The organism is Mesorhizobium sp. M6A.T.Ce.TU.016.01.1.1, from assembly GCF_003997065.1.
GTDB classification, from domain to species: domain Bacteria; phylum Pseudomonadota; class Alphaproteobacteria; order Rhizobiales; family Rhizobiaceae; genus Mesorhizobium; species Mesorhizobium mediterraneum.
The window spans coordinates 1-11,960 of sequence record NZ_RZTJ01000003.1; the positions used below are offsets into that span (position 1 = coordinate 1).

Genomic DNA, 11,960 nt, shown 5'->3' on the forward strand with positions numbered 1-11,960 from the left:
CTCCCCTACTCCCCTAAACATTTAGCAGCAGATACTCCCGCTCCCACGGGCTGATCACTTCCATGAAGGTCTCGAATTCCGCCCGCTTGATCGCCGCATAGGTCGCGGCAAACGACTTGCCGAGCAGCGCGCAGAGTTCCTCGTCGGCTTCCAATAGGTCGACGGCTTCGAGCAGGCTGCGCGGCAGGTCGATCTCGGCATCGTTGGCGGTGGTGAGGACAGGCGGCTCGGCCTTGATCTTGTTGGTCATGCCGATCAGCCCGCAGGCGAGCGATGCGGCCAGCGCCAGATAGGGATTGGCGTCGGAAGAGGGGATGCGGTTCTCGACGCGCCTGGCCGCCGGGTCGGAACGCGGAACGCGGAAGGCGGTGGTGCGGTTGTCGTAGCCCCATTTGTTGTTGACCGGCGCCGAAGCCGACTGGGTCAGCCGGCGGTAGGAATTGACATAGGGCGCAAACATCACCAGCGCGTTCGGCACGTGTTTCTGCATGCCGCCGATGAAATGAAAGAAGGCCTCGGTTTCCGAGCCGTCCTCGGCAGAAAAGACATTCCTGCCAGTTTTCTTGTCGATGATCGACTGGTGGATATGCATGGCCGACCCAGGCTGCCCCTGGATCGGCTTGGCCATGAAGGTAGCATAGATATCGTGCTTCAGCGCTGCCTCGCGGATGGTGCGCTTGAACATGAACACCTGGTCGGCGAGCTCGATCGGATCGCCATGGCGCAGATTGATCTCGAGCTGGCCGGCGCCTTCCTCGTGGATCAGCGTATCGATTTCCAGGCCCTGGCTTTCGGAGAAATGATAGATGTCGTCGATCAGTTCGTCGAACTCGTTGACGCCGGCGATCGAATAGCCGGCGCCGCCGCCGATCGCTCGTCCCGAACGCCCGACCGGCGGCGTCAGCGGGTAGTCCGGATCGGGATTCTTGCGCACGAGGTAGAACTCGATCTCGGGCGCCACCACCGGCTTCAGCCCGCGCTTGTCGTAAGCTGCAAGCACGCGCTTCAGCACGTTGCGCGGCGTGAACTCGACCGAGCGGCCGTCCTGGTGGACGAGGTCGCAGATGACCGCCGCCGTAGGGTCCTCTTCCCACGGCACCACGGTCAGTGTCGAAAGATCCGGCATCAGCTTGAGGTCACCGTCGTCCTCCGGATAGTGGAAGCCGTTGCCGTCCTCCGGATAGCCGCCGGAGATCGTCGTCATGAACACCGCCGAGGGCAGCGCCAGCGAGGTGTTTGAGGTGAATTTCTTCGACGGCATCATCTTGCCGCGCGCAACACCCGCCTGATCGGGCGTGATGCACTCGATATCCTCGATGCCGCGCCACTCCAGCCAGGCGCTGACTTCCTTCCAGTTCTTCACGCCGCGCTGATTTTTCACGAAGGCAGGCGTGCGGATACGTCCTCCGCGGCTCGACGGACGGACTTCCTTTTTTGCAGGCGGCATCATTCACCAGATTGGGTTGCGGATTTTGGAGTATAGCCGTGGGCGGTGATGGAAGGGAAGGGGAGCCGGCCCTGCGTTCGTCTGGCAGTTGAAAACCGCTCCGAGCAGCTTAGGTTCGACGCAAATTAAATGACCTCGGTGAAGACGTCGAATGCAGAACAATCATGAATTGACCACTATCGGCTTCGATGCCGACGATACGCTCTGGCAGAACGAGCAGTTCTTCCGCATCACCGAGAGGCGCTTTGCCGCGCTGCTCGCCGATCATGCCGAGGAGGGGCACATCTCGGCAAGATTGTTGGAGGCGGAGAAGCGCAACCTCGCCGTCTACGGCTTCGGCATCAAGGGGTTTACCCTGTCGATGATCGAAACGGCGATCGAGATTACCGGGGGCCGGGCGCCGGCCTCGGTCATCGCCGAAATTCTTGCCGCAGGCCGCGAGATGCTCGGCCATCCGATCGAGCCGCTGCCCCATGCGCGCGAAACCGTGGAAAAGTTGGCGAGCGCATATCGCCTGGTGCTGATCACCAAGGGCGACCTCTTCGATCAGGAGCGCAAGCTGGCGCAATCGGGCCTCGGCGACCTGTTCGACGCCGTCGAGATCGTCAGCGACAAGAGCCCTGCCACTTATACCAGGATCTTCGGCCGCCATGGGGATGGCGCGGAAAAAAGCATGATGGTCGGCAATTCGCTCAAGTCGGATGTGGTGCCGGCCATCGAGGCGGGCAGTTGGGGCATCCACGTGCCGCATGAATTGACCTGGGTGCTGGAACATGTCGAGCCGCCGGTCACCGCGCCTCGCTTCCGCCAGATAGCCGATCTCTCGGAACTGCCCCGGCTGATCGAAAACATCGGGAAAGCCGGCTGATCGTCTTGGCGTCGGGCCGGGTGCTGGCTAGTTACGTCCGAGCTCGACCAGGCGGTCGATCACCGGCTGCAGTCGTTCGGTCGTGATCGGTTTGACGACCACCGCATCGACGACGCTCGACAGACCGAGGCTCTCTGGTGTGCCGTTCTTGGTCGAAAGCAGGATCACCGAGGGGAGCGACTTGCCAGAAGTGCGTCGCAGCGCGTCGATACCCGACATCAGCGCGTCGCAGTCCTTGTTGTCCGCGCCGCCGTCGAGGACGACAGCTCCGGGAATGAGCGATCGCAACGTCGTTGCTGCCGTCTCGGGCGATTCCGAGATCGGCTTGAGCCCGGATCGTTCGACGATTTTCGAAACCACCACCCGGTTGACCGGCGACTTTCCGACGACGAGCACGCGGGTGAAATCCGTGAGCATCTCGGGATCCACATTCCGGCTCACCAAACTCAGGTGGTTTACAGTCTTGGTATCGCGATTCACGGGGCGCATGAGCGGGGCGGGCACTCGACTGGTTTCAATGCAGGGTTGAAACTCTAGAGACAATTGCCGTGAGATCGCTGCCTATGTCAAGCTGAAATGGCGAACATCGAGAATATCGCAAGAAACGTTAAAATTTAAAGCAAGTTCTGTTTTTTGCCCGTATGCAAACTGGCCGTGCAAACGCAAATCACCTGCGCAGAGACTGCGCAGGTGATTCCGGATCCACAATAGGCTTTGCTTGGACTTCGGTCAGCCGTGGCTCCGCTGCGTGACGATCACCGGGATCAGCAGATCGCCCCAGTTGCCGTCGCCGCCATGGTGCCGTGCCGAGCGCACGAGCTCAACCGACACACCGGCCTCGACCGCCTTCATCACCGACTGGTTGAGCCTGTGCAGGTCGTTCGCAAGCATGCGGATGGTTGCTTGCTGGTCGACGCTCATGGTGGTGGCCTGTTCTTCGGCCCGTTCCTTGACGCGGCTTATCGATGCCATTGGTCTTCTCCTTCTGCGTATTTATACCCCTTCGGGGGCGTTCCTCTGTTCGTTGCGTTCCTGCTATTCCGCCGCCGGTTTGAACTGGGCGTGCTCGGTCGATTCATGCATGGCCGTGGTTGAAGACCGGCCACCGGTGATCGCCATCGACACGGCGTCGAAATAGCCGGTGCCGACTTCGCGCTGGTGCTTGGTCGCGGTGTAGCCGTGGGCTTCCGCCGCGAATTCAGCCTCCTGCAACTCGGAATAAGCCGCCATCTGCCGCGCCTTGTAGCCGCGGGCGAGTTCGAACATGCCGAAATTGAGCTGGTGGAAACCGGCCAGCGTGATGAACTGGAACTTGTAGCCCATGGCGCCGAGCTCCCTCTGGAACTTGGCGATCGTGGCGTCGTCGAGGTTTTTCTTCCAGTTGAACGACGGCGAGCAATTATAGGCGAGAAGTTTGCCGGGATGATGCCTGTGCACGCCCTCGGCGAACTTCTTGGCCTGCGCCAGATCGGGCTTGGAGGTCTCGCACCAGATCAGGTCGGCGTAGGGCGCGTAGGCGACGGCCCGCGCAATGCAAGGCTCGATGCCGTTCCTGACTTGATAGAAGCCCTCCACCGTGCGGCCGGCGCCATAGTCGACGAAGGGCTGGTCGCGCTCGTCGATGTCGGAGGTGAGCAGCTTTGCCGCTTCCGCATCGGTGCGCGCGACGACCAGCGTCGGCGTGCCCATGACGTCGGCAGCAAGCCGCGCGGCGTTGAGGTTGCGGATGTGTGCGGCGGTCGGGATCAGCACCTTGCCGCCGAGATGGCCGCATTTCTTTTCCGACGCCAGTTGGTCCTCGTAGTGGACGCCGGCGGCACCCGCCTCGATGAAGGCTTTCATGATCTCGAAGGCATTGAGCGGCCCGCCGAAACCGGCTTCCGCATCGGCGACAACAGGCGCGAACCAGGTGTCGACCGAAAGCCCCTTGCCTTCGGAGGTCTCGATCTGGTCCGCACGCTGCAGCGTGCGGTTGATGCGCTTGACCAGTTCGGGCGCGGCATTGGCGGGATAAAGCGACTGGTCCGGATACATGGCGGAGGCGGTGTTGGCGTCGGCGGCGACCTGCCATCCAGACAGGTAGATCGCCTTCAGCCCGGCCCGGACCTGCTGCATCGCCTGGTTGCCCGACATGGCGCCGAGCGCGTTGACAAAGTCCTCCTCGTGGATGAGCTGCCAAAGCCGGTTGGCGCCCATTTCGGCGAGGCTCTGCCGGATCTGGACCGAACCGCGCAGTCGCTTCACATCGTCCGGCGAATAGGGCCGCTCGATGCCGTCGAAGCGGCCTTCCGGCGCCGAGGGGACGAGGTTGTAAAAATCGGTCATTGGTCGCTCCGGATAAATCGTTACTGGGATAGAGAACGCCGCCTCATGCAGATTTCGCGCCGTTTTGGTGTGACAGCATTTACATTTCGGCGCGAAACAGGCGAGAGAAACCGTAGATTTGGCTGAGGAATAAGAGAAAACCTGTGTTGCGTTTGACAGCCAGGCGCTGTAAATTTGTCATGATTGTAAAATACCGGCGTGACATCGCCGTGCAGAAGCAATGTAAATTTCTGTCAAGGACAGTCGAGTGGCCGATCAAAAGATCTTCGCCGGGCCGCGCATCCGCCGTATCCGCAGCGCCAAGGGCCTGACCCAGACGGCGATGGCCGAAGGGCTCGGCATCTCGCCGTCCTATCTCAATCTCATCGAGCGTAACCAACGGCCGCTGACGGTCCAGCTGATCCTAAAGCTGGCATCTGTCTACAAGGTCGACCCGCATGAATTGCAGGGCGAGGCGAGGGGGTCGGTCGCCGCCCTGAAGGAAGTGTTTTCAGACCCGCTGCTGGTCGGCGAATTGCCTGGTGACCAGGAGCTGATCGAGCTTGCCGAGGCAGCGCCCAACGCTTCCGCCGCGGTGATAAAACTGTTTCGCGCCTATCGCGAGCAGGCCGAGCGCCTTTCCGACCTCAACGAGCTTCTCGCGCGTGAGGGCAAAGCGACGGCACTCTCCGGCGCCCGCTTGCCGATTGACGAGGTGCACGAGATCTTCGAGCGCCGGCCGAACCATTTTGCCGCGCTCGAAGAGGAGGCCGAGGCATTCACGTCGGTGCTCGATCCCGGCGACGATCTGCTCGGTGCGCTCAAGGCCTGGCTGAAGCGCGAATACGGCATCGTGGTCAAGGTGCTGCCGGTCGCCACCATGCCGAACTGGCGCCGCCGTTACGACCGCCACTCGCAGCGTCTGTTTCTGTCCGAGCGCCTGTCGCCGTTCGACCAGCTGCGCGAGGTGGCGATGGAGGCCTGCCTGATCCGCATGACGGTCGCGGTGGCAGGCGAGATCCAGGCGCTGAAGCTGACCACGGATGAGGCCCGCCGGCTCGCCCGCTTCGAGCTTGGCCGCTACGCCGCCCACGCGCTGATGATGCCCTACCAGTCCTTCCATGCGGCCGCGACCCGCGCGCGGTACGACATCGACGTGCTGCGCTCGCGCTTCGGCGTCTCCTTCGAGCAGGCGGCGAACCGCCTGACCATGCTGCAGCGGCCGGGCACGCCGGGCGTGCCGTTCTTCATGCTCGAGGTCGACAGTGCCGGCAACCGCTTCCGTAAGGCGGGCAGCCAGGGTTTTCCCCAGAGCCGCTTCGGCGGCGGCTGTCCGAAGCTCCCGGTGCATGCCGCCTTTACCCAGCCCGGCCAGATCTTCGTCGAGGCGGTGGAAATGCCCGATGGCGCCGAGTTCCTCTGCGTCGCCCGCACGCTCGAAGGGCCGCAAGGCTCGTTTTCGGAGCGCCCGCGCCGTACCGCACTTCTGCTCGGCTGCGACATCGGCTTTCGTGACGAGATCGTCTACGGCACGGCACTGCCGGGGCCAGCCGCCGCAACGACAGGAAAAGCCGGACAGGGCATCAATCCGGCCACACCGATAGGCCCGGCCTGCCGGCTGTGTGAGCGCATCGGCTGCCTCGCCCGCGCCGAGCCGCCGGTGACGCGCCCGCTCGGCCTCGACGAAATGGTGACCGGGCTGAGCGCCTTCGATTTCCAGTGAGGCCCCAGATCGCCGACTGCCGCCTTTGCCACAACCGTCGCCGTCCGGTGGACCACGCTCCGCCGCTGCCTTTGCGCTACGCGAATGAAGCACGTTCTTGTCGTCCGTTGCGCATCGTGCCGCCCTCAAATCGTCGACAGTCGCGCCCATGACCGATACCGCATCATCACCGATTGCCGTCTCGCCGCGTGAGGAGCGCGTCGGCTTTCTGTTGATATTTCTGTCGGCGCTGATGTGGAGTTTCGGCGGCGCCATCGCCCGCTTCATCGAAGCGGGCGACAGCTGGACGGTGGTGTTCTGGCGCTCGGTCTGGGCCGCCGCCTTCCTGATCTGCTTCATGATCTGGCGCGACGGCTGGCACGGCACGGTGAAGCTGTTCCGCGGCATGGGCCTGCCCGGCCTTGCCGTGGCGTTCTGCTTCGCCACTGCATCGACTTGCTTTGTCGCGGCGCTTGCCTACACGACCGTCGCCAACATCCTTTTGATGCAGGCCGGCGTGCCGCTGCTGGCAGCGCTGTTTGCGTGGGTACTGTTTCGCGAACGGGTCGGCATGGCGACCTGGGTAGCGATTGCAGCCGTCATTGCCGGCGTTGCCATCATGGTATCAGAATCGCTCGATGGCGCCGTGTCACCCATCGGCGACGGCTTGGCGCTGCTCATCGCCGTGATGTTTTCGATCGCCACCGTCATCACGCGGCGCTTTGCCCATGTGCGCATGACGCCAGCGACCTGCCTCGGCACGATGCTTGCCGCCGCATTCGCGGCGTCCCAGGCATCGCAATTCGGCGTTTCCAGCAGCGACATGGGCTTCCTGTTCGCGTTCGGCGTGGTCAATCTGGGTCTCGGCCTTGCCTTCTTCGCCACCGGCGCCCGGCTTGTTCCGGCGGCGGTCGCGGCACTCCTCGGCACCTTCGAGCCGATCCTCGGCCCGATCTGGGTCTGGCTCATCCATTCCGAGGTGCCGTCGGGACGCACCATCCTTGGCGGCACGGTCGTGGTCACGGCGCTGCTCGTCCATATCGGCCTCGAATTCAAGCGTCAGGCGCGGCCCGTGCGGCCGGGTGTCACCGGCATGCCGTCGCCTAATTGATGCAGCGCACGCGCCAAAGCGAGATGAGCCATTGACAACGCCGCAGCCGCGCGGGCAGGCTGCCAATACGGCAACAACAAGACAGGCGTATCTTGCCAAGTCTCCCCTCCGGCCCGATCGAGACCGGACAACATCGTCGTATCCCTGCCCGCGTCGTGGCGAGAGCCTCTGACGGCGCCAGAACGCCATCCGGATCACGACATGGGAACGGGAGCCTTGGCCGCTGCACATCGAACCATCAAGGTGTCGGCGGTTCGTGCTTGTCGCTTGCCGGAAAGCCCAATAATCTGAAGCAAATGTCCAGCCGCGCAGCCCCGCGACGAGCTGGCGATGGAACACTCATCAAAGGAGAGACTCAATGACCCGCAAAGCGTTCTGGCTTTCGGCGACCTCGGCATTTCTGACGCTTTTCACCCTCGGCGCTCATGCCCAGGACCGTGTCGTCAACGTCTATAACTGGTCGGATTACATCGACAGCTCGATTATCGAGGATTTCACCAAGGAAACGGGCATCAAGGTCACCTACGACACGTTCGATTCCAATGAGCTCCTGGAGACGAAACTGCTTGCCGGCGGCAGCGGCTACGACGTTGTCGTGCCGACCGCCAATTTCCTCGCACGCCAGATCCAGGCAAGTGTGTTCCAGAAGCTCGACAAGTCGAAGCTGCCCAACATTTCCAACATGTGGGACATCGTCTCGGAGCGCACAGCCAAGTACGATCCGGGCAACGAATATTCGATCAACTACATGTGGGGCACGGTCGGCCTCGGCTATAACGTCAAGAAAGTGCAGGAAGCGCTCGGGACCGACAAGATCGACAGCTGGGACGTGTTCTTCAATCCGGAAAAACTGGCCAAGCTGAAGGATTGCGGCGTCTATGTCCTCGACTCCCCGAGCGACATCCTCCCAAACGCCTTCAAATATCTGGGCATCGATCCCGAGACCACGTCGCTGGACGATTTCGCCAAGGCGGAAGAACTGATGCTTAAGATCAGGCCTTACATCCGCAAGTTCCACTCGTCGGAATATATCAACGCACTGGCCAATGGCGACATCTGCCTGGCAGTTGGCTGGTCGGGCGACGTGTTCCAGGCGCGCGACCGTGCGACCGAGGCCAACCATGGCGTCGAGATCAGCTATTCCGTGCCGAAGGAAGGTGCCGAAATGTGGTTCGACCAGATGGCAATCCCTGCCGATGCGCCGCATGTCGCCGAGGCGCATGAATTCCTGAACTACATGATGAAGCCGGAAGTGATCGCCAAGTCGAGCAACTATGTCTTCTACGCCAACGGCAACAAGGCGTCGCAGCAGTTCATCAGCAAGGAGATACTCGAGGACCCGGCGATCTACCCGGACGAGGCGACGCTGGCGAAGCTGTTCACCATCTCCCCTTACGATTCCAAGACCCAGCGCGTGGTCACCCGCACCTGGACCAGGATCGTCACCGGGCAATAAGAGACGATCAAGGACCCCGGCACAGCGTGCCGGGGTCAAATCTTTTTTGGGGATAGAACCAGGACGGAGTGGGACATGAAATCGCTTGGCAGCATCCGCAGGGATTTCGCGCCATGGAACGATCCGAACGCCAAGCCATACATCCAGTTCGACAAGGTCACCAAGAAGTTCGGTGACTTCACCGCCGTCAATAATTTGTCGCTGACCATATTCGAGCGCGAGTTCTTTGCCCTGCTCGGGGCGTCGGGTTGCGGAAAATCGACGCTTCTGCGGATGCTCGCCGGCTTCGAGGAGCCGACCGCCGGCCGCATTCTGCTCGATGGCCAGGATCTGCGCGGCATCCCGCCATACCGGCGGCCGGTCAATATGATGTTCCAGTCCTACGCGTTGTTCCCGCATATGACGGTCGAGAACAACATCGCCTTCGGCCTCAAGCAGGACGGCATGCCGAAGCCCGAGATCGCGGCGCGCGTTGGAGAGATGCTGAAGCTGGTCAAGCTCGAGCAGTTCGCCAAGCGCAAGCCGCACCAATTGTCCGGCGGCCAGCGCCAGCGCGTCGCGCTTGCCCGCTCGGTCGCCAAAAGGCCGAAGGTCCTGCTGCTCGATGAGCCGCTTGGCGCGCTGGACAAGAAGCTGCGCGAGGAAACGCAGTTCGAGCTGATGGATCTGCAGCAGTCACTCGGCCTCACCTTCGTCGTCGTCACCCACGACCAGGAAGAGGCGATGACCATGGCCGACCGCATCGCCATCATCGACAAGGGCGAGGTGATGCAGGTGGCGACGCCGGCGGAAGTCTACGAGGCGCCCGGTTCCCGCTTCGTCGCCGGCTTTGTCGGCAACGTCAACATGTTCGAAGGCAAGATCGCGCGTGGCGAGGCTGGCGCGGCAAGCATCGACGCGGGCAACGGCATCACCATCCGGACCGAGAATGCCGGCGATGCCGCCACCGGCGCGGCCGTCGCCTTCGCGATCAGGCCGGAGAAGATCAAGATATCGTCGAAGAAGCCGGCCGGTGCCGTCAATGCCATTGAGGGCGAGGTCTACGATATCGCCTATCTCGGCGACATGACCGTCTATCACGTCAGGCTGGACGATGGCCATGTAGTGCGGGCGAGCACGATGAATGCGGCCCGCATCACCGAGGATCCGCTGAGCTGGAACGACCGTGCCTGGGTGTCGTTCCGGCCGGACGCCGGCGTCGTGCTGACGCGATAGGGGACGGTCATGTCGAACGCCGCTGTCACCGCTGCAGCAAGCTCTCAGGCCACCGATGCTGGCAAATCCGCCTTGGCCAGATTGAGTGCCGCCTTCATTGGCCGTCTCGTCATCATCATCCCGTATCTCTGGCTGGTGTTCTTCTTCCTCATTCCGTTCATCATCGTCCTCAAGATTTCGCTGTCGCAGACGGCAATCGCCATACCGCCCTACACGCCGGTGCTTGGCTTCGGCGACGGCCTTTCCGGTTTTCTTGCCCAGCTGAAACAGCTCAGCGTCGATAACTACACATGGCTGACGCAGGATGCGCTGTACTTCAATGCCTATGTGACGAGCGTCATCGTTGCCGCCATCTCGACGGTGCTGACATTGCTTGTCGGCTACCCGATCGCCTATGGCATGGCCCGCGCGCCGGCGACGCTTCGCCCGACCTTGCTGATGCTGGTGATCCTGCCGTTCTGGACCTCGTTCCTGATCCGTGTCTACGCCTGGATCGGCATTCTCAAGCCCGAGGGGCTGCTCAATCAGCTGCTGCTCGCCACCGGCGTCATCAGCCAGCCGCTCATCGTCCTCAACACCTACACGGCGATCTTCATCGGCATCGTCTATTCCTATCTGCCGTTCATGGTGCTGCCGCTCTATTCGTCCTTGGAAAAGATGGATTACTCGCTGATCGAAGCGGCCAAGGATCTTGGCTGCCCGCCGACCAGCGCGTTCTGGAAGATCACCTTTCCGCTGTCGGTGCCCGGCGTCATCGCCGGCTGCCTGCTGGTGTTCATCCCCGCCGTCGGCGAGTTCGTCATTCCCGACCTGCTCGGCGGATCGCAGACGCTGATGATCGGCAAAACGCTGTGGAACGAGTTCTTCGCCAATCGCGACTGGCCAGTGTCGTCGGCCGTCGCTGTCATCCTGCTGTTGCTGCTGATCGTGCCGATCATGCTCTTCCAGCGGGCGCAGGCCCGCGCCCAGGAACAAGACAAATGAACCCGACCTGGAGCCGTTTCAACATCACCTCGATCGTGCTGGGCTTTGCCTTTCTTTACCTGCCGATCGTCCTGCTCATCGTCTTCTCCTTCAACGAGTCGAAACTGGTCACCGTCTGGGGCGGTTTCTCGACCAAATGGTACGTCGCGCTGTTCCACAACCAGGGCCTCATGGACGCTACCTGGGTAACGGCCCGCGTCGCCGTCATCTCGGCCACCGTGGCGACAGTGCTCGGCACACTGGCGGCTCTCACCTTGACGCGCTACACGCGCTTCAAGGGCCGGATGCTGTTTTCCGGCATGGTCTTTGCGCCGCTGGTCATGCCGGAAGTCATCACCGGCCTGTCGCTGCTGCTGCTCTTCGTCGCCGTCGGTCTCGACCGCGGCTTCCTCACCGTCACGCTTGCCCACATCACCCTGACAATGTGCTTCGTCGCCGTCGTCGTGCAGTCGCGCCTGGTCACCTTCGACCGCTCGCTGGAGGAAGCCGCGATGGATCTGGGCGCGCCGCCGGTGAAGACCTTCTTTCAGATCACGCTGCCCGTCATCATGCCTGCGATCGTGTCGGGCTGGATGCTGGCGTTCACATTGTCACTCGACGATCTGGTCATCGCCAGCTTCACCTCAGGGCCTGGCGCCACCACGCTGCCGATGAAGATCTACAGCCAGGTTCGTCTCGGTGTGACGCCGGAGATCAACGCCGCCTGCACCATCCTGATCGCGGTCGTGGCGGTTGGGGTCATCATCGCCTCGCTCGCCAACAAGCGTCGCGAGGTGCAGCGCCAGCGCGACGAGCAGGCCGCTCAGCGGGGGTGACGAAAGAAGCGGCACCCAGAAAAAGCCGGCAGGACGCACTTCCGACGACGCCCGCAGC

11 protein-coding genes are annotated in these 11,960 nt (G+C 62.3%); 7 read left to right on the plus strand and 4 right to left on the minus strand.

The window, feature by feature from the left end:
• Positions 1-13: 13 nt before the first annotated feature.
• A complete protein-coding gene (locus EOC94_RS06230; protein WP_164547036.1) occupies positions 14-1,450 on the minus strand; it encodes a glutamine synthetase family protein in 1,437 nt (478 codons plus the stop codon).
• Between the two features lie 148 nt (positions 1,451-1,598).
• On the opposite strand from EOC94_RS06230, the gene EOC94_RS06235 reads away from it, so the two are divergent.
• Positions 1,599-2,315, plus strand: a complete 717-nt coding sequence (locus EOC94_RS06235) for an HAD family hydrolase (protein ID WP_126103649.1) — start codon at positions 1,599-1,601, stop codon at positions 2,313-2,315.
• 27 nt (positions 2,316-2,342) lie between these two features.
• Here EOC94_RS06235 and EOC94_RS06240 read toward each other — a convergent pair whose 3' ends face one another.
• The 3 genes from EOC94_RS06240 to aceA all read right to left on the minus strand — a co-directional run bounded on the left by EOC94_RS06240 (position 2,343) and on the right by aceA (position 4,640).
• On the minus strand, positions 2,343-2,732 hold the full coding sequence (locus tag EOC94_RS06240) for a response regulator (RefSeq protein ID WP_245465510.1): 390 nt from the start codon (positions 2,730-2,732) through the stop codon (positions 2,343-2,345).
• A gap of 312 nt (positions 2,733-3,044) precedes the next feature.
• Positions 3,045-3,287, minus strand: coding sequence for a hypothetical protein (locus EOC94_RS06245; RefSeq protein ID WP_095483542.1), 243 nt, complete (start codon positions 3,285-3,287; stop codon positions 3,045-3,047).
• 63 nt (positions 3,288-3,350) lie between these two features.
• Positions 3,351-4,640 (minus strand): isocitrate lyase, encoded by a 1,290-nt coding sequence (gene aceA / locus EOC94_RS06250; protein ID WP_095483543.1) that lies wholly within the window; start codon positions 4,638-4,640, stop codon positions 3,351-3,353.
• A gap of 247 nt (positions 4,641-4,887) precedes the next feature.
• Here aceA and EOC94_RS06255 point away from each other — a divergent pair, with 247 nt between their 5' ends.
• The 6 genes from EOC94_RS06255 to EOC94_RS06280 all read left to right on the plus strand — a co-directional run bounded on the left by EOC94_RS06255 (position 4,888) and on the right by EOC94_RS06280 (position 11,902).
• Positions 4,888-6,342, plus strand: a complete 1,455-nt coding sequence (locus EOC94_RS06255) for a helix-turn-helix domain-containing protein (protein WP_126103648.1) — start codon at positions 4,888-4,890, stop codon at positions 6,340-6,342.
• Positions 6,343-6,490: 148 nt separating this feature from the next.
• On the plus strand, positions 6,491-7,432 hold the full coding sequence (locus EOC94_RS06260; RefSeq protein ID WP_127289222.1) for a DMT family transporter: 942 nt from the start codon (positions 6,491-6,493) through the stop codon (positions 7,430-7,432).
• Positions 7,433-7,790: 358 nt separating this feature from the next.
• On the plus strand, positions 7,791-8,888 hold the full coding sequence (locus tag EOC94_RS06265) for a polyamine ABC transporter substrate-binding protein (protein WP_095483546.1): 1,098 nt from the start codon (positions 7,791-7,793) through the stop codon (positions 8,886-8,888).
• Positions 8,889-8,963: 75 nt separating this feature from the next.
• Positions 8,964-10,103 (plus strand): ABC transporter ATP-binding protein, encoded by a 1,140-nt coding sequence (locus EOC94_RS06270; protein WP_095483547.1) that lies wholly within the window; start codon positions 8,964-8,966, stop codon positions 10,101-10,103.
• 9 nt (positions 10,104-10,112) lie between these two features.
• Complete coding sequence (locus EOC94_RS06275) at positions 10,113-11,087, plus strand: ABC transporter permease subunit (protein WP_126103646.1); 975 nt, start codon at positions 10,113-10,115, stop codon at positions 11,085-11,087.
• On the plus strand, positions 11,084-11,902 hold the full coding sequence (locus tag EOC94_RS06280; protein ID WP_126103645.1) for an ABC transporter permease subunit: 819 nt from the start codon (positions 11,084-11,086) through the stop codon (positions 11,900-11,902). The genes EOC94_RS06275 and EOC94_RS06280 overlap by 4 nt, the downstream gene beginning before the upstream one ends.
• Positions 11,903-11,960 lie beyond the last annotated feature (58 nt).

Coding starts and splice junctions, on each gene's coding strand:
- EOC94_RS06245 (WP_095483542.1), bottom strand. CDS start 3,287: ATGGCATCGATAAGCCGCGTCAAGGAACGGGCCGAAGAACAGGCCACC.
- EOC94_RS06265 (WP_095483546.1), top strand. CDS start 7,791: ATGACCCGCAAAGCGTTCTGGCTTTCGGCGACCTCGGCATTTCTGACG.
- aceA (WP_095483543.1), bottom strand. CDS start 4,640: ATGACCGATTTTTACAACCTCGTCCCCTCGGCGCCGGAAGGCCGCTTC.
- EOC94_RS06275 (WP_126103646.1), top strand. CDS start 10,113: ATGTCGAACGCCGCTGTCACCGCTGCAGCAAGCTCTCAGGCCACCGAT.
- EOC94_RS06260 (WP_127289222.1), top strand. CDS start 6,491: ATGACCGATACCGCATCATCACCGATTGCCGTCTCGCCGCGTGAGGAG.
- EOC94_RS06235 (WP_126103649.1), top strand. CDS start 1,599: ATGCAGAACAATCATGAATTGACCACTATCGGCTTCGATGCCGACGAT.
- EOC94_RS06280 (WP_126103645.1), top strand. CDS start 11,084: ATGAACCCGACCTGGAGCCGTTTCAACATCACCTCGATCGTGCTGGGC.
- EOC94_RS06270 (WP_095483547.1), top strand. CDS start 8,964: ATGAAATCGCTTGGCAGCATCCGCAGGGATTTCGCGCCATGGAACGAT.
- EOC94_RS06240 (WP_245465510.1), bottom strand. CDS start 2,732: ATGCTCACGGATTTCACCCGCGTGCTCGTCGTCGGAAAGTCGCCGGTC.
- EOC94_RS06230 (WP_164547036.1), bottom strand. CDS start 1,450: ATGATGCCGCCTGCAAAAAAGGAAGTCCGTCCGTCGAGCCGCGGAGGA.